The organism is Stenotrophomonas sp. AN71 (assembly GCF_050435725.1).
Taxonomy (GTDB): domain Bacteria; phylum Pseudomonadota; class Gammaproteobacteria; order Xanthomonadales; family Xanthomonadaceae; genus Stenotrophomonas.
This window is the reverse complement of the sequence record NZ_JBNDKU010000003.1, coordinates 217381-235538: the sequence shown is the minus strand read 5'-3', so window position 1 is coordinate 235538 and position 18158 is coordinate 217381. Positions and strand designations below refer to the sequence as shown.

Annotated in this window: 12 protein-coding genes; 1 reads left to right on the top strand and 11 read right to left on the bottom strand. The window is 64.6% G+C overall.

All coding sequences use genetic code 11. The features are described from left to right. Positions 1-5 precede the first annotated feature (5 nt). From ABH900_RS07025 to ABH900_RS07000, 6 genes are all read right to left on the bottom strand, one after another. Positions 6-5093: an ESPR-type extended signal peptide-containing protein gene (locus ABH900_RS07025; protein ID WP_429622172.1), complete on the bottom strand. Its 5088-nt coding sequence runs from the start codon at positions 5091-5093 to the stop codon at positions 6-8. A gap of 62 nt (positions 5094-5155) precedes the next feature. After that, positions 5156-5863, bottom strand: a complete 708-nt coding sequence (locus tag ABH900_RS07020) for a pilus assembly protein (protein ID WP_049453337.1) — start codon at positions 5861-5863, stop codon at positions 5156-5158. A 17-nt stretch (positions 5864-5880) separates the two neighbouring features. Continuing rightward, on the bottom strand, positions 5881-7011 hold the full coding sequence (locus ABH900_RS07015) for a CfaE/CblD family pilus tip adhesin (protein ID WP_429622171.1): 1131 nt from the start codon (positions 7009-7011) through the stop codon (positions 5881-5883). Next, entirely contained in the window at positions 7008-9731 is a 2724-nt protein-coding gene (locus ABH900_RS07010; protein ID WP_429622170.1) for a TcfC E-set like domain-containing protein, read from the bottom strand. The genes ABH900_RS07015 and ABH900_RS07010 overlap by 4 nt, the downstream gene beginning before the upstream one ends. A gap of 51 nt (positions 9732-9782) precedes the next feature. Then, positions 9783-10289, bottom strand: coding sequence for a CS1 type fimbrial major subunit (locus ABH900_RS07005; RefSeq protein ID WP_429622169.1), 507 nt, complete (start codon positions 10287-10289; stop codon positions 9783-9785). 327 nt (positions 10290-10616) lie between these two features. Further along, complete coding sequence (locus tag ABH900_RS07000) at positions 10617-11354, bottom strand: alpha/beta fold hydrolase (RefSeq protein WP_429622168.1); 738 nt, start codon at positions 11352-11354, stop codon at positions 10617-10619. 114 nt (positions 11355-11468) lie between these two features. On the opposite strand from ABH900_RS07000, the gene ABH900_RS06995 reads away from it, so the two are divergent. Further along, on the top strand, positions 11469-12242 hold the full coding sequence (locus ABH900_RS06995) for an AraC family transcriptional regulator (RefSeq protein WP_429622167.1): 774 nt from the start codon (positions 11469-11471) through the stop codon (positions 12240-12242). 186 nt (positions 12243-12428) lie between these two features. Here ABH900_RS06995 and ABH900_RS06990 read toward each other — a convergent pair whose 3' ends face one another. The 5 genes from ABH900_RS06990 to ABH900_RS06970 form a co-directional block, all read right to left on the bottom strand. After that, positions 12429-13706, bottom strand: a complete 1278-nt coding sequence (locus ABH900_RS06990) for a citrate synthase (protein WP_429622166.1) — start codon at positions 13704-13706, stop codon at positions 12429-12431. Between the two features lie 296 nt (positions 13707-14002). Further along, positions 14003-14245, bottom strand: coding sequence for a type B 50S ribosomal protein L31 (locus ABH900_RS06985; RefSeq protein ID WP_006389217.1), 243 nt, complete (start codon positions 14243-14245; stop codon positions 14003-14005). Between the two features lie 88 nt (positions 14246-14333). Then, complete coding sequence (locus ABH900_RS06980; RefSeq protein ID WP_429622165.1) at positions 14334-15272, bottom strand: nucleoside hydrolase; 939 nt, start codon at positions 15270-15272, stop codon at positions 14334-14336. A gap of 332 nt (positions 15273-15604) precedes the next feature. After that, complete coding sequence (recG, locus tag ABH900_RS06975; protein WP_429622164.1) at positions 15605-17716, bottom strand: ATP-dependent DNA helicase RecG; 2112 nt, start codon at positions 17714-17716, stop codon at positions 15605-15607. Positions 17717-17723: 7 nt separating this feature from the next. After that, a complete protein-coding gene (locus tag ABH900_RS06970; protein WP_429622163.1) occupies positions 17724-18110 on the bottom strand; it encodes a RidA family protein in 387 nt (128 codons plus the stop codon). Between the last annotated feature and the right edge of the window lie 48 nt (positions 18111-18158).

Sequence of the window (18158 nt, the reverse complement as noted above, 5' to 3'; positions counted from 1 at the left end):
ATGGCTTACCAGCCGATGCCCACACCCACGCCCATGCTGCGCTCACCGCTGTTGGTGAACGCACCATTGAGGCTGAAGGTGGCTGAGCCCTTTTCGTTGAGTACGCGCTGGTAGCCCACCGCCATGGCCGACTCGCCCTCGGCGTAGCCCACGCCCGCGCCGAGGCGGTTGTAGGTGGCCAGGCCAGCGGTGTTCATGGCCATGGCCGTCTGCGCACTGCTCATCGCCGCCATGCGGTTGAAGCGCTTGTCCATCTTGTCCAGGCGGCGTTCGACGTTGCTGATGGCGCTATCGGTGTATTCGTTGGCACGGGCCAGCATCTTCTCCAGTTCAGCGGTATCGACCTGCGGCGTGGGCGACGGCGTGTCGTCCTTCGTCGACTTCGGCTGCGGCGTAGGCGACGTGCCCTCGCCTGCCGAGGCCACCTGCGGCGAATCGCTGGCTGCCGGCGTCGGCGTGACCTGTTCGGTGTGCGCGGCCGAAGCCGTAGCCAATGCACGCGACTGCGGCTGGCCATCCACGCGCTGCTCCAAGCCATCCATACGGCCATTGAGCTGCTGCTGCACGGCATGCAGCTGGCCCCCGTTGACCGCCTCGCGGCTGCCGGCGGCGATCAGACCGTTGGCCACGTTGGAGATGACCATGCCGTTGGCGCCGGCCAAGGTGAGCTGGGCGGTGCCGTCGCTACGGGTGGAGGGCGTTTCCTGGAAGACCGAGCGGAGCTGGGACTCGACGCGGACCATGCGGGAGCCGGTGGTGACTACGGCGGAGTCCAAGGCAGCGAGGGCATCGTTGACGGTGCTCTGGTGCTGGCCCTGGACGTTGAAGCCAGGGGTGGTGACGTTGCCGTTGGCGTCGATGTTGCCGCCGAGGGTGGACAGGGCGCCGCGCAGCTGGCCGATGGTGGCTGCGTCGTTGGTGTTGCGGCCGTTGGCTACGTTGACGAGGCGACGCTGGTATCTGCCGTGACCAAAGGAAACAGTGTCAGCCTCGGTAGCCGAAGAACTCACACCAATGGCAACGGATCTGAGCGCACTGGCATCCGTCCTACTATCCGCGCCTAGTGCCACACTCTCGACACCAGCAGCGCGTGAGCCCACACCGAGAGCAAAGGAACTTTCGGCTCCCTCCTCGACCAAGGCCCCTCTACCCAGAGCAACAGAATTCTTGCCCAAAGCAACCGCAAAAGCGCCAATGACTGTTCCACCCTCACTTCCAGCCTGTGGTGTGGCCTGCGCGGATTCACCAATCGCAACACCAAACAATCCAGCCTTGGCCTCCTCACTCAAATCATCCCGACCGATCTTGAAGAATCGATGAGTCGATTCCACGCTCGCGATTCGTTCATTGGTCGCATAAAGCTGACCACCGTTAACTGCATCAGTACTGAAGGCAGATGAGATGTCCCCCGAATCAATCCCAGTCAATCGCGATCCAGCGAAATCGATCGGTCCGCCGCGCAGATCAAGTGCTTCCCGAAGGGCATACTTCACACCTCCGTCTGACATGCTCTTCATACGCTCGATTTCATCTCCATTCCTGGCGATTTCCTGCTTGGCTGCGTACAGCTGGCTACCCGTAACTGCATCACGGCTACCTGCAGCAATACGCCCATCGGCAAGATTCGACAGAACCATGCCCTGCGCACCGGTCAGATTCAGCTGACCCACACCATCCGCCCGGGTCGAGGGTGATTGTTGGAATGTCGCACGCAGCTGGCCTTCGAGGCCATCTACGCGACTTTCTGACCTGACCACCGCCCCATCAAGCGTAGCCAAGGCGTCTCCGACATTGTTCTGCACTCCGCCTTGCACACCATAGACAGGAGCAACAACATCGCCTCCTTGGCCAACGCCAGCGCCGCCACCAAGCGCAGCCAAAGCGTCACTCAACTGACCAAGTGTCGATGCATCGCTCTCACTCATGCCTCGGGCAACATTTACAAGCCGGCGCTTCAATGCGCCCTCTCCAAAGGAGACCGTCAACGCGTCATTCGCAGCAGAGCCAGCACCAATCGCGACACTGTTGAATGCACCTTCCGCAACCGAACTGCCGGCGCCGATTGCAACACCCTTTGCCGACTCAACCGACGCCCTTACTCCCAGCGCAAAACCATCTTCAGCCTTAGCCGCGACACTGGCAGCCCTCCCGAGCGCGACGGAGTTCTTACCCTCTGCTACCGCGAAACTACCGAGTGCCACTGCCCCCTCGCCTTCGGCCCTTGTCGAATCACCGACTGCTACTGCAACCAAGCCTGTGACCGCCTCAACGCCCGGTCCACCACTGCCGACTGAAACAAGCTCTCCAGCTTCAGCGAGCTCCTCCAACCTTGCGTTGGTCACAAACAACTGCCCACCATTCACCGCATCCGTACTGGTCGCAGAACTGATATCCCCCGCCGCCACACCGGATACGCGGGCGCCCTCCATGTCCACCAACCGGCGGTCAGCACTGAACTTGACCACGCCATCCAGATCCGGATCGAAGTTGTCGAAGTCCGCACGCAGCACATCCAGCTCGACCCGGTTGTCGGTGATACGCCCGTCCTGATCCGTCAGCTGCTGCGTGTGCCCAGCCAAAGCCTGTCGCTGTGTCTCCACCGTGGCATTGGTCGCAAACAGCTGCTGCCCGGTCACCGCATCTGTGCTGCCTGCACTCAGCGTGCCGTTGGCGATGTTGTAGATGCGCCGCTTGCCACCACTCTTGTTTGCGACATCCACAATCGTTCCGGTGTTCTCTGCACCCAGGCGGACATTGCCGCTGGCAGAGACCTGCCCCACCAGCCCAGCCAACGCATCAGCCTTCTGCACAGCGCCATCGGCTACGCCACGAGCGGCGTCGGCCGCCGTCTTCGCCGCGGTTGCCGCCGTCCGCACACTGGTCACTTCGCTATTGGTGGCATTGAGCTGCTGCCCGGTCACTGCATCCGTGCTGGACGTACTGAGCACGCCATTGGCCAGATTCTGCAGCTTGCGCTTGGCACCAGCCTTGTTGGCAACGTCGACGACGGTACCGGTGTTGTCTGCACCCAGGCGCACGTTTCCATTTGCCGATACCTGCCCCACCAGGCCATCCAGTACCGCCACGCGTGCCTGCGCTGCGTCCGCCGTGGACTTCACGGCGGCAACGTTGCTGTTGGTGGCATTCAACTGCTTGCCGGTGACCGCCTCCGTGCTTGACGTGCTCAGCGCCCCATCCTTCAGGCCCGTAATACTGCGAACAGCATTGGACTTGTTGCGGGCATCCAGCACCGTGCCGGTGTTCTCGCCACCCAAGCGTACGTTGCCACTGGCCGATACCTGGCTGACCAGGCCACTGACCGTATTGGCCTTGGCCAATGCAGTGTTGGCATTGGTATTGGCCGTAGTGGCCGTGGACTGCGCTGCCGTGGCCGTTGTCTTCGCTGCATCGGCTGCAGTTCTGGCACTGGTCACATTCGTGTTGGTTGCATTGAGCTGCTTGCCCGTCACAGCTTCAGTGCTGGATGTAGAAAGCGCCCCATCCTTCAGGCCGGTGATACTGCGAACTGCGTTGGACTTGTTGCGCACATCCAGCACGTTGCCTGTGTTCTCGCCGCCAAGGCGCACGTTGCCACTGGCCGTGACTTGGCTGACCAGGCCACTGACTGCATTGGCCTTAGCCAGTGCTGTGTTGGCATTGGTATTGGCCGTGTTGGCCGTGGACTGCGCTGCCGCGGCTGTCGTCTTCGCTGCATCGGCAGCGGTCTGGGCTCTGGTCACGTTGGTGTTGGTGGAATTGAGCTGCTTGCCGGTAACCGCATCGGTACTGGTGGTCGACAGACGCGCGTCCTCCACATTCACAACGCGCCTTTTGGCGCTACTGGTTCCCACTGAGACCGTGTTGGCCTCGGTCGCAATCGAGCCACGCCCCAGCGCAACCGCATTGTTTGCTCGCGTAGCAGCTTCGTAGCCGATGGCTACACTATCGTGGCTGGCGTTCGCCTTGCCTCCCAACGCGATGCCACCGTTGTAGCCGTTGGCCCCGGCACGGGAATCGCCACCGATTGCGATGGCACCCTCCGAGCTTCCGCTGTCAACACGGGAGCCACTGCCCACGGCAATACCATTACGTCCGCTCACATATGACGAGTTGCCGTAGGCGGTTGCGCCAATTCCACTGGCACTGGAGCGACTGCCCAAGGAAGTCGTGTGAGTGCTGCTCGCCTTTGACTCGTAACCGAAGGCGATTGCGAACTCGCCTGTGGCCGAGGCGTTGAGCCCGATTGCCGTTGCTCCCGTGCCACTGGCAGAGGCGTACCCCCCGAGCGAAGTTGCACCGGCGCCGCTCGATCTGGAGTTCCTTCCGAAGGCAAGGGCATCGTTGGAGGTCGCATTGGCCCTGCTGCCCATGGCCAATGCGCCTGCGCCGTTGGCTTTCGCCACATACCCGAGCGCCACGCCATCGTAGCCCGCCTGAGCTTCTCCACCCACTGCTACGGCACCTGTCCAGCCTGGCGTACCAGCTCGGGAATCAGCACCGATGGCAACTCCTGAAACTCCAGCGCCAGTGTCTACGTAAGCCGCTCTTCCGATCGCCACCCCGTTGTCGCCAACAGTCCTCGCATACGCACCAACTGAAGTTGAACCAGATCCATTGACGTACGAACCTGCACCAACGCCGACACTGAAGCTCCCCCTCACCGTGGAATGCGAACCAATGGCGGCGGAGCTTTCACCATCAAGGATTGCCAGCGTCCCATACACAACAGATGACTTTCCAGTTGCCGTCGAGCGCGAGCCAAGGATCATCGAGAAATCCCCGCTCACGGTCGAATCGCGATAGTTTGGGTCGTTCACGATGGCTAGTTGCCTGTACGTCGCCATCGGACTGACGGCAGACCTCAAGGCAAGAGGTGATCCGATCAACGACATGGGATCACGCCAATCGACGTGATCACCGCGATCCCGCTCTACATCGACTGAAGCGCTAACTGAACCGGCCAGAGTCAACAGCACCAACGCGGGTGTGACCCTACCTTGCCGGGCGGACTTGCCTTTTGCCCGCCCCAATTCACTGGTAACCACCCAGCACTGCCGAACGCGGTTCCACAGTCGACGATAGATACGATTCATTGGATCTCCTTAACAGGGATGTCAGAAAGAACCCCACCAGCGCCGCTGGCGGGGCTGGGGAATCAACCGGCGCTGGGCGCCAAGGTTTGTACGTGTTCGCGATAGCCATCGCGGGTCAGGCGGTAACGCATCTGCAGCGTGTGTCCCGGCTGCACGGGGAAAGGCAGTTCCAGCGCGCTGCCCGGGTACAGGCTTCTCGACACGTCGTGCGCGGTGCAGCGCGCACCATCGCAATCGGCGATGCTGGTGATGCCCACTCGCACCGTGCCGGTGTTACGCAGGCGATTGCCTTCCACCTGTACCGCCATGGCAGGCTGCGCGGGCAGCACATTGACCAGCGCCCCCCAAACCAGGCTGACGCCGATGTTGGCCTGTGCACGCTCACCCTCGCCTGCGCGTTCGATCCCTTCAGGGCCACGCACACCTTCGAAGTACACGCGGTAGGCGGTTTCCTTCTCGACCGGCTGCAGCGGAATCACCCGGATCAGGCGATTGCCACCACCGGCCAGCGCAAACTTGCCGGGCGTGATGGCGATGGCTGCTTCGCCGGGCTCGACCTCAACCTCCTGCTCGTCTGCACCGGCCGGATTGACGATGCGCTTGATCGAGGCCTGCACGTACTGCGGCTGGGTGGACTGCGAATAGATGCGGATCTGTGCGCCCTTCTTCACGTCGACCGACGTGCGCATGGGATGCACGGTGAGGTTGGCGTGGGCAGGCATCGCCATCAGCAGCGACAGGGGAAGCAGGCAGCGAATGAGGGGCTTCATCGGGGGCTCCATGGGAATCAGGGCGTGACAGTGGGAACGCGTAGTTCCACCTTGAGATCGCCGTCGTAATAGCCGGGGCGTTTGCTGCTGACCGGCACGCGGGGGGTTTCCAGCGTCAGTGGCGTGGGCACGCAGAACACCGGCTGCGTCATGCCGGGTAGCAGCACCAAGCGCAGCTTTGCGGTATCGATGCCATGCAGCAGCTGCTCCACGCCGTTGCGCATGGGCAGGGCGCTGCCGTTGTGATCAAGGGTGACGGTGTAGTCCACGCGCTGCGTGGCGTCACCGCCGCCGTCGGTGTGCCAGACCGAGTAGCCGGAAGGCCCCGGAGGACGTGGCCCGCTATCGCGCACGGTGACGCCCAGGTACTGGCTTTGCGAGCCAAGTCCGTCGTACAGGCACATGTCGAGTTGGGCTCGGCCGCCGACGGTCTGTGCGATCGGGTCGTACTGAAGGTTCAAGCCGACGTGTGGCGTGACCTGGTCGAAGAGCGGGAAGTAGATGGAGACCGCGTTGTAGTCGGTGATGGCAAGTTCGAAATCGAACTTGTACGTTGCGATGCCCGACTGAGAGGGCGTGTGCAGCGAGAGAGCCAGTTGGGCCTTCCATCTTCCTGCAACCAATCTCTCAAGCTGCTGCCTCTGTATCTCCATCGATACAGCAGTGCCTACGGGCTTTCCGAAGCATGGCGTGAAAGTCGAAGACCATATGTAGCGAGTCGAGCTGTCCCAATAATCCAGGCTGCAGTCAACTGTGGCGTCACCTCTACGCAGATCCGCTGTTACTTCAATCTCCTCGGTCATTCCACTTCGCTGCTCGGTGAAACGAAGAGGAATAACGCTCTTGAGGTTTGTCGCATTCTCCAGCGTGTCATTGACCGGGCATCTTCCGGTCGCGGCGTCGCTGTTCGACTTGCAGGTCAGATAGAGACTTCCGTAATCAAGCGTCCCGGACAGCTCATAGCCAAGCACAGTCCTCGGCGCCCACAACTCGATATCCCCCGGCATCGCAGAGCGATCCCAGCTCATCACGATGCCGCGATGCTCACTCGTCGGATGCGTCTCCGGCGGCTGCTGCGCCATCGCTCGCGGCGCCAATACCACCAGCGCACACAGCACCGCCATCACCCACCACACCCGGCGGCTCACTGCGCACCTCCCGCTGCCGCGGTCTGCGGCGTGGCGGCGATCAACGCCTGCTCCTGCAGCAGTCGTGTCACCCGTGCCTGATGCCGGATGTCAGCAGGTAGCTGCGCCACGGCCAAGGGTTCGCACTGCACAGCGCCCACCAGCATCACCACGCTGCGGCGCTCGCGCACCTGCAGCGGGCAATGCAGCAGCCGGTCGTCCTGCAGCAGGTACAGGGTCTTTTCGCGTCGTGGGAAGTCGGCCACGAAGCCTCCGTTGCTGCCGGTGCCAGGCACCGGCGCGTTGAGAATGCGGGCGCCGCGCAGCGGTGCACCGGCGATGTCGTGGGCGTTGCCGATGAAGGTATAGGTCACTTCAATCGGCACCGGCATGCGTACCAGCCGCCCGGGCGAGAGGAACAGCGGGCGCGCGCCACCCACGCCGCTCACGCGGACCGCCGCGATGCTGTCCAATGCGCTGGCATCCTGCACTTCGGCGCGGTGCGATTGATAGGCGGACACCGGCAGCAGGCGACGTTCGCCCAGCTTCAGCCGCTGCCGGCGCAGTCCACCCACCTGCAGCTCGGCGGCAACGCCGGTCAGGTCCAGGTCGTCGGTGCCGTCCACCTGCACCGCCAAGCCGGCATCGGCGCCCACGCCTGCGCCCCAGTACAGGCCGCGCGAGCCGATCGCGAGGCCGGAACTGTGTGTGGCGCTGTACGCCACCTCGTTGCCGCCCTGGTGCTGGTAGCGCGATACCGTGGCGCCGGTCTGGCCGATGCGGTTCTGCAGCTGCCCGCTCAGCGTGGCGCTGTAGCGTTCGTTGTTGTTGCCGCGTAGTTCGCCAGACACTTCGCGGTACTGGTCTTCGTATTCCTGGCGCAGGGTCTGGCCGGCGCTGTAGTTGACGTCGGGCCGCGCGTGCTGCGGCTGGCGCACATCCAGGCCGTAGCGGCGCTGCGAACTGCCGTGGTCGCCGCGCTGCAGGCGATTGAGGCTGAAGTTGAAATAGATGCCGCGGTCACGACCATCGCGCAGGCCGCCGCCACTGGTCTGCTGCCACACGCCGATGCGGCTGGAGACACTGAACTCGCCCCAGCGCTGGCTGCGGCTGTAACTGGCCTGCCAGGTGCGGCTGAGCTGCGGCACGCGCGTGGGCTGTGGCAGCCACGGCGGCAACAGCGGGTCGAGCCCGGCCAGCGGGTCATCCCCCAGCCCCGGCTGCACGGTGCCTGCGCGCCAGGTCTGGCGGCGGGTATAGGCCAGATAGGCATTGCCACCGGCCACCGGCAGCGCCATCGAGGCGCTGAGCGAATCAGCACAACCGAGCCGGTCGCGCGCATCGTCCTCGAACTGGCATGCACGGCCACGCATGCGCTGGTGGTACACATTCCACGAGGCGCGGCGGCGGTACGAAAGCTGATGCTGCTGGCCACGGCTGCCATCGCTGCCGTGCATGCCGCTGAAGGTGCCGCGGATCTCCTGGGTGGCAAACACGTGACGCACGTCCAGCCGCAGTTCGCCATAGCTGAAGCCGCCGAGGTCGGCGACACCGGCCGTCACTGCCACGTTGCGCGATACCGGCACGCGCAGGCCGGCCATCGCTGCCAGCTCGTCGTCGAAGCGGTCGCTGCGGCGCTCGTTACGGCGGCCGCCCTGCATGAACCACTGCACGCTGCTGTCGGTCCAGTCGCCGCCCTTGTCGAACGGCGCCTCCTCGCTGCGCACCAGCACGCCGTCTTCGTAGATGCGCAGGGTGATGGTGTAGTTGCCCAGCGGGAAACGGCGCGTATCGAGCTGGTTGATACCGGCCTGCAGGTAGAAGGTCTGCAGAAGGCGCTCGCCATCGAACGCATCCACCCGTGCATCGCGTGCCAGCAGCACGGTGAGCGGCGTGGCCTGTACGGCGGCAGCGGAATCCACGTAGGCCTGCGTGGTACCCAGGCGCAGGCCTTGGAAGCGGTCCATCGGCAGCATGCTGAAGCTGAAGGTGCCGCCCTGCGGGCTGCTCAGGTTGCGGCGATCCATGCGCCCGGCCTGCAGGTAGTGCTGCTGCCCGAGGTCATGGCGGTAGTAGGCGTTGTCCAGCTGGAAATCACGGTGCGCGCGGCCACCGCGGTAGTGCTGCTGGCTGAAGGTCCAGTCGGCGGACAGGTGCCCGCGCTGGAGCACGCCCAGCGCGCCCATGCCCTGCGCGGCCAGCGACTGGTAGCCGCGGCCACCACTGACATTGAGCGTGTGCTGGTGCAGGAAGGCATTTTCGGCATTGGCGCTGACCTGGTGGTAGCGCTCGGCGGCCGGTTCACCGGGAATCCATTGGCGGGCGACGAACAGGCGCACAGCGCCCTCGCCTTCGTCATACAGCGCGCGCACGGCGGTGGGCTCCTCGGGGGGATCGATGTAACCGCAACCGGCGCTGGCGCCACCGTAACGGCAGGCCAGATGGCTGTTGCGCGGCAGCGGCTGTGACAATGCTGGCAACAACGCAGCCTGTGCCTCGGCGGGCAGCTGCAAGGCCTGCAGTGCCTCGGCCGGGGCTTCCAGCTGCACGTGTTCCAGCGTCACGCGCACCGGCACCAGCCCGGTCGAGCGACCGAACAGGCGTACCTCAAGTTGTTCGGTCTGGCCTTCGACCAGATCCTCGAAACCGGCGGGAACGCCGCGCGCGGCGACCAATGGCGTGGCCAACGACAAGGCGAGCGCGACCGCCAGCCGGGTGAGGGCGGGTGCGGGAGCTTTCATGGGGGAGTTACCGGAAGCGGCCGGCCCGGCAAGCGGGCCGGCGCGGGCGCCTTACGGGCTGGTGGTCTTCTGCTGCATGGCGATCGTGACAATGCCTTCGTAGGTACCGCCCTTGGCAATCGGCGCCTGGTTGGTCTGCGCAATGCGCAGCGGCATCGGGATCGAGGCGCCCGGCAGTGCGCCGTCGAACAGGTCGGAGGCGGTGAAGTCCTGTGCGGCCACGGTCAGCGCCTTGCCGTTGAGGCTGACGGTCAGCGGTACCGGGGCGCCACTGCCATCGGTGTTGAGCAGCTGAGGCGTGCTGCCGACGCGCACTTCGATGTCCTTGTCTTCATCGTTGGAGTAGACGCGCACCTGCTGCGACCACGGCACCAGGCCGCTGACCGGGTTGTGGACCATGTTGACCACCGAATCCAGTGCGGTGCCATCGGCCTTGAGCAGGGCCAGGGTCGGGTCGACGTTGGCCCAGACCTTGATGTCGGCGTCGAAGGCGTTGGCGGACAGCGAAACGGTGGCCAGCGCTGCAGCGAGCGTGGCCTTCTTCAGAATGGAGTGCATGGTTGTCTCTCTCGGACACGGGGAATGGGGAAAGCTCCCCTCCTCAAGGAGAAAAGGAGGGAAGCGCCGCCTGCGGAAAGGGATGCGGGCGACGGAGAGAATGTTAGGAATCCAGGTCCATGCCGACCATTCAAGCATTCCTAAATTGCTGAACGTTAAGAAGGATCCTTGAAGGCGCTCAATGTTTTGGACTTATGCACTTTTCCTCATTCGATCTTTGCAACAAGCCTCATTGCGCGAACCGCACCTTGCACAAGAGCGCCATACTCGACTCGGCGCGTACGACGCGACAGCGGCAGCCGAGCATCGCCCGACGCCACGGACTGATCAGAAAAGCGATGCAAGAAATGCTTCCATGGCAGCCACCAGCGCCAACGGCGTTTCATTCATCGGATAGTGGCCGGCATTGCGCATCACTTCCAGCGATGCGTGCCGATAGCGACGCAGATAGGTTTTCTCCATCAGCACGGTGTTGAAGGTAGGGTCGTGCTCACCCACCAGCACCTTCAACGGATGCGCACCGACGATATCGTCGCCAAAGTCCGTATCCGCCCAGGCAGGAAAGTACGCAGCGAATGCCCCTGCCGAGGAGCGGCTCATCGAATACGCAGCCTTCCAGTCCAGCCATGACGCGGGCAGTCGTCCACCGGTACTACGGTCGATGATGCCCCGGCGAAGTCCCACGTCAGCGGCGGCCGCCTCGAGCATGGCCCGCGTATCGGCATCGTAGGCAACCCCGCCGCACGGCACCGGTGCGATGGCCACCATCCCGCGCACACGCGCTGGCGCGAGCACCGCAATCCGCTCGATGGCCATTCCCCCCATCGAATGACCGGCCACGCTGAAGTGCTCGAGGCCGAGAGAGGTCATCAGATCCAGCGCATCGGAGGCGACCTCGTCGATGGTGTACGCACCGCGTGCCTCGCGCATGCCGCCGTAACCTCGGCAGTCCATGAAGATGTAGGTGAATGCATCGCCGGACAGCCAGGGCTCGATCGGCTCGAAGGCATGGGCATCGCCGAACCAGCCATGCAGGACCAGGACCGGATGCGGACCGTTGCCCACGCGATGGAATGTGTTGGTCATGGGATTCCAGTGCAGTTGGGGGAATCCCCGATGCTAGGCAGCGAACCTCAGGCGCACCGTCGACGACGGGTCAATCGCTATAGAATCCGGGCCATGCGCAACTCGCTGCTGGACCCCTACGAAGACCTGCCACGCGACGTCGTGGTCACTTCGAACGACTACGCGGCCGAGTCCACGTTTCCCCGCCATGCCCACCGGCGCGGGCAGTTCGCGTTCGCTGCGCGCGGCACCATCAGCGTGACGACGCCACAGGGACGCTGGCTGGTGCCACCGCAGCGCGCCTGCTGGGTACCCGCCGGGCTGGCCCATGAGATGACCATGCGCGGCCCAGTGACGATGCTCAACGCCTTCCTGTCTGCCGGAACGGCGACGGCAGTGGCGCTGCCGATGCAGTGCCGCGTGTATGCGGTATCGCCGTTGTTGCGACAGTTGCTGGAGGCTGCAGTGGATCTGCCTGCGCTGTACGACGAGAACGGGCGTGAAGGCAAGCTGATGCAGTTGCTGGTGGCGGAAATCGCATCGATGCCGACACTGTCCCTGCATGCGCCGCTGCCTGCCGATGCACGCCTTGCACGTGTCTGCCGCGCGTTGTTCGATACCCCTTCGCTGGCCGTCCGCCTTGATGACGTCGTCGCCGACGCAGGCATGAGCCGGCGCACGTTCACGCGCATGTTCCGCGCCGATACCGGGGTGAGCTTTGCGGAATGGCGCCAACAGGTCTGCCTGCTGGCGGCCATCGAGCGGCTTGGACAGGGGCAGGCCGTGACCCGTGTCGCGCTGGACCTCGGATACGCGAGCCCCAGTGCGTTTTCCGCTGGCTTCCGCCGTGTGCTGGGATGTTCGCCGAGCCGGTATTCGGAGGTGTAGTACGGGGCCTGCGCGTGGCGGCTGAAGGCGCCGCGCGTGAGGCGGGTACGGGATGGATTTGTTGAGGCTTATCCACGCATGGCGTGGATCTACTTGGGCTCGATGGCGTGGAGCCAGCACAATCCGTGGCGCAAAAAAAACGCCCCGCGGATGCGGGGCGCTTTCACTACAAGCTACACGGGACGATCAGCCCTGGTAGTCACGCACGTCATGGCCGGTGTAGACCTGGCGCGGACGACCGATCTTCATTTCCGGGTCGACCTGCTGTTCCAGCCAATGCGACACCCAGCCGGAGGTACGGCCCAGGGCGAACATGACGGTGAACATTTCGGTCGGGATCTGCAGCGCCTTGTAGATGATGCCGCTGTAGAAATCGACGTTCGGGTACAGCTTGCGGGCAACGAAGTACTCGTCCTGCAGCGCGGCCTGCTCCAGCTTCACGGCCACGTCCAGCAGCGGATCCTGCACGCCCAGCTGCTTGAGAACCTTGCCGGTCATCTCACCGATGACCTTGGCGCGCGGGTCGAAGTTCTTGTAGACGCGGTGGCCAAAGCCCATCAGACGGAAGCCGGAGGTCTTGTCCTTGGCCTTGAGCACGGCGGACTCGACGTTGTCGGCCGAACCGATCTCTTCCAGCATCTTCAGCACGGCTTCGTTGGCACCGCCGTGGGCCGGACCCCACAGCGCGGTGACGCCGGCGGCGACCGATGCATACGGGTTGGCACCGGTCGAACCGACCAGGCGCACGGTCGAGGTCGAGGCGTTCTGCTCGTGGTCGGCGTGCAGGATGAACAGCAGGTCCAGCGCCTTGACCACATCCGGGTTCAGTTCGAACTGGCCGTCGGCCGATTCGAAGGTCTGCTTCAGGAAGCGGCTGACGTAGTCCAGCGAGGTGTCCGGCGTGTTGGCCGGCAGGCCCTTGCCGTGGCGGTAGATCAGCGCCGACAGGGTCGGCACCTTGGCAATCAGGCGCACGGCGGCCTGGCGGCGCTGTTCGGCGTCGGACAGGTCCAGCGAGGCGTGGTAGATGCCCGACAGCTGCGCGATGGCGGCGGTCAGGATGGCCATCGGATGGGCATCCTTGGCGAAGGTGCCGATCAGGGTGTTGATCGACGCATCGACGTTGGCTTCGGCGGCCAGCTCGTCGGTGAAGGCCTTCAGCTGCTCGGCGCTCGGGCGCTCGCCGTTGATCAGCAGGTAGGCCACTTCGACGTAGCTCGACTTCTCCGACAGCTGCTCGATCGGGTAGCCGCGATACAGCAGCACGCCCTTGTCGCCGTCGATGTAAGTGATGGCGGACTTGCAGCTGGCCGTCGCGGTGAAACCGGAATCGTAGGTGAAGTACCCCGTTTCCTTGGTCAGCTTCGCGATGTCGACGCAGTCGTTGCCAAGGGTGGGTTTGATGACGGGCAGAACGACCGACGTATCGCCGGCGTTGAGCGTGACCTGATCAAGATCGGACACTGTGTGCGCTCCTTCATGGGAAGGCGCCTGCCCAAGCGCATTGGTCAGGCACGTGAATGACGTCCTCGGCCTGTGCCGGGGATCACGCCATTATCGCACAGCAGCATTTGCCCGGCGCTAGACAGAAGTCGTAGACGGCAGGCGGCCAGAACCCGGCCAGCCAGCGGCCCGGATCGGCAAAAGCGTTGTCACACGAACGCAGTGTTCCGTTCATCCAAACGCTCGTTGGGCGGGCGTTGGGGAAAAACAAACGGCCGCGCAGAGCGCGGCCGTCGGTTCCAAGCAGGATCGACAGATCAGCGCGCGTAGCGCTTCTGGAACTTGTCGATACGGCCCGAGGTGTCGATGACCTTGTGCTTGCCCGTGTAGAACGGGTGCGAAGCCGAGGAAATTTCAACCTTCACCAGCGGGTAGTCGTTGCCGTCTTCCCACTTGATGGTTTCCTTCGTGCTCATGGTCGAGCGGGTCAGGATCTTGAAATCGGAGGTGACGTCATGGAAGACGACGTCGCGGTAGTTCGGATGGATATCGGCCTTCATGGGCTCACACCGTAAATGGGCTGGTGGTCAAGAGCGGCATTATAAGCACCGGTTGCCGCCCGGAGCAACCGGTGCCGGGAAACGGACTTCAATCCGCGCCCAGGGCCTGGCGTACCAGGGCCTCGAAACGCCCCTGGTCGTAAGCCATCAGCAGATCGCAGTTGTCCGGCTGGCCGGTCTGGCGGTTCCAGTCGACGATGGTCGCACCGCGGCTGAACGTGCCGTTCAGTTCCACGTTCAGCGGCCGCGATTCCACCTGCAGCTGCCCTTCCGGGTTCAGCGCCCAGGCCATCGCCACGGCATCGGCGGTGTACCAACGGCCGCCCTTGCTGTCCTCGGACAGACCACGGGTCTTGCGCGAGATCAGTTCGTAGAAGCGGGCGCGATCGGAATCGGCCTGCAGCCATGTTTCGGCTTCCTGCAACGGCAGGCCGTGAGCAACGGTGGCTTCCCAGTCCGACACCAGAAGGTGCTTGAACGAGGTGAACACCACGTGCGCCGCTTCCGGATCGAAGGCGATGTTGAACTCGGCGGCCGGGGTGATGTTGCCGTGGCAGGTCACTGCACCGCCCATCACCACGATGCGCTTGATGCGCTGTGGCAGGGTCGGATCCAGCTTCAGCGCCAGCGCCAGGTTGGTGAGCGGGCCGAGCATCACCAGCATCAGCTCGCCAGCGTGTTCGTGCGACAGGCGCAGGATCGCCAACGCGGCGTGCTCGGCTTCGGCCTGGCGGCTCGGCGGCGGCAGGTCCACGTCGCCATAGCCATCACGGCCGTGCACATGCGCAGCGTCGACGGAGGGATGCAGCAGCGGATCCGGGCTTCCGGCAAACACCGGCACGTCGGCGCGGCCGACGACGTCGCAGAGCTTGAGGGCGTTGCGGACGGTGTACTGCAGGCCGACATTGCCGGCGGCGATGGTCAGGGCGACCACGTCATGCCGTTCGTCGGCAAAGGCCATCAGCAGGGCCAGGGCGTCGTCCACACCGGGGTCGGTGTCGATCAACAGGGGGATCTTGTGGGTCATCGTTGCCGTCTTCAGATCGGCAACGAAGTGTGGACCGGGATGATGACCGTTGCAAGTACGGGGGTTCGGGTTCGGCAGGGCTGCGCCCTGCACCCGCCGGGCCGGAACAACGGCAGCAGCAACAGCTAAGGTCAAAAGCTGGTTTCCCGGGGGATGGCGGGTGTCGGCCTTGGTCGACACATTCACGAGATGATCGAGAACGCTTCATGTAGCGTAGAGCCATGCTCGATTCACGCGCGCGGCGCGAAGTAGATCCACGCCATGCGTGGATGAGCCGCCCGGGAATGGGGCCAGAGCCCTCTGCTGCACAAAGGGAACTGATCCCGGGGCGTTTACGCCGAGGCGTAGCGCACGGCGGTGCCGATCCAACGCTGTACCACGCGGTCGGCCAGCGCGGGTTGCTGGGCCAACAGCCGCTCGGCCAGATCGTGCACGCCCGGCAGCAGGCCCGCGTCGCGGGCGAGGTCGGCGATGCGGAAACCCGCCAGGCCGGTCTGACGCGTGCCCAGCAGTTCGCCGGGGCCACGTAGTTCGAGATCCTTTTCGGCGATGACGAAACCATCATTGGTTTCGCGCATGGTCTGCAAGCGCTCACGTGCCATCTGCGAGAGCGGCGCCTGGTACAGCAATACGCAGCGCGAAACCGCCGAACCGCGGCCAACACGCCCGCGCAGCTGGTGCAGCTGGGCCAGCCCGAGGCGCTCGGCGTTCTCGATCACCATCAACGAGGCATTCGGTACGTCCACGCCCACCTCGATGACGGTGGTCGCCACCAGCAGATCGATCTGGCCGGCCTTGAACGCCACCATCGTCGCCAGCTTCTCGGCCGCTTTCAGCCGACCGTGTACCAGACCGACGCGCACGCCTGGCAGCAGTGCCTGCAGCGATTCGTAGGTGGCCTGCGCCGGCGTAGCGTCCAGCTCTTCGCTTTCCTCGATGAGCGTGCACACCCAGTAGACCTGCCGCCCCTCTTCGCAGGCCAGCGCGATGCGCTCGATCAGTTCCGGGCGGCGGTCGTTGTTGAGTGCGACTGTCTGCACCGGCGTGCGACCCGGCGGCAGTTCGTCGATGGCCGACACATCCAGGTCCGCGTATTCGGACATCGCCAGCGTGCGTGGAATCGGCGTGGCGGTCATCACCAGCTGATGCGGCACACTGTTGCCGCCTGCACCCTTGTCACGCAGGGCCAGCCGCTGGTGCACGCCGAAGCGGTGCTGCTCATCGACGATGGCCAGCGCCAGATCCTGGAACACCACCGCCTCCTGCATCAGCGCGTGCGTCCCCACCACCACCTGCGCTTCGCCATTGGCTACCTGCTCCATCACCTTGGCGCGCGCCTTGCCGGTGACCTTGCCGGCCAGCCAGGCAATGCGCACGCCGAGTGGTTCCAGCCAGCCGCGCAGGTTGTTGAGATGTTGCTCGGCCAGCAGCTCGGTGGGTGCGGCCAGCGCGACCTGCTTGCCCTGCTCCACTGCCAGCATCGCCGCCAGCGCGGCAACCACGGTCTTGCCCGAGCCGACGTCACCCTGCACCAGCCGCAGCATCGGGCTGGGGCGTGCGAGGTCTTCGCGGATCTGCTTGAACACACGCGTCTGCGCGCCGGTCAGCGCGAACGGCAACTGCTTCAGCAGCGCCTTGGCCAGCTTGCCGGGGCCGGCCAACGGCGGCGCATGGTGCGCCTGCAGCGCGATGCGCTGGCGACGCAGGCTGAGGTGGTGGGCCAGCAGTTCTTCCATCGCCAGGCGGCGCTGCGCCGGATGGGTGCCGGCGGCCAATGCGGCGAGGTCGGCGTCCGGCGGCGGCCGATGCACGGTCAGCAGCGCGCTGCGCAACGACGGCAGGCCGAGGCCATCGAGCCAACCGGTCGGCAGCAGTTCCAACGTGCTTTCTTCGGGCAGGCGGTCCAGTGCCTGGCCGATCAGCTTGCGCATCGTCATCGGGCCCACGCCTTCGACGGTGGGATACACCGGGTCGAGGCGGTCGCCGAGTTCGGGATCGTCGTTGCGGCCCAGCACCTGGTAGCTGGGGTGGACGATTTCCAGCCCCAGGTGGCCGGGTTTGGGCGTGCCGAAACAGCGCAGCCGGTTGCCGACCGCGAACTGACCGACCTGCTGCTGGCGGAAATGGAAGAAGCGCAGCACCAGGGTGCCCTGCCCTTCGTCTTCCACCGCCACTTTCAGCATCGGCCGGTAGCGCATGCCGCGCTCGACCGCGATCACCCGTACTTCCACCTGCGCCGGAACGCCGTTGCGCAGGTCTTCGATGCGGGTCAGCCGGGTGCGGTCTTCATAGCGCAGCGGCAGGTGCAGCCAGAGATCCTGCAGGGTGGCCAGGCCACGCGCCTGCAGTTTGGCGGCCACGGCCGGTCCCACGCCAGCGAGCATCGCCAGGGATGCTTCGCCGGAGGGTGACAGGACCGGGGTGACCGCCGCCTTGCGTGCCACGTGACGGTCAGTCGATGACCATCACCGCGTCGACCTCGAAGTTGGCGCCCTTCGGCAGGCCGGACACTTCGATGGTGGAACGGGCCGGGTACGGGGCCTGGAAGTAGTCCTGCATGACCGCATTGACCTTGGCGAACTCGCCCAGATCGGTCAGGTACAGGCCCAGACGCACGACCTGGTCCAGCGAACCACCGGCGGCTTCGGCCACGGCCTTGAGGTTGTCGAAGGCGCGGCGGGCCTGCGCTTCGACGTCACCGGCACCGACGATATCGCCGGTGGCCGGGTCGAGCGGGATCTGGCCGGAGAAGTACACGGTGTTGCCGGCGCGCACGGCCTGCGAGTACGGGCCGATGGCGGCGGGAGCCTTTTCGGTGTTGATGATCTGGCGGGACATGGTCGCTCCGGTGCGTTGGGGGAAAACAGAGCGGTGATTGTACCAACC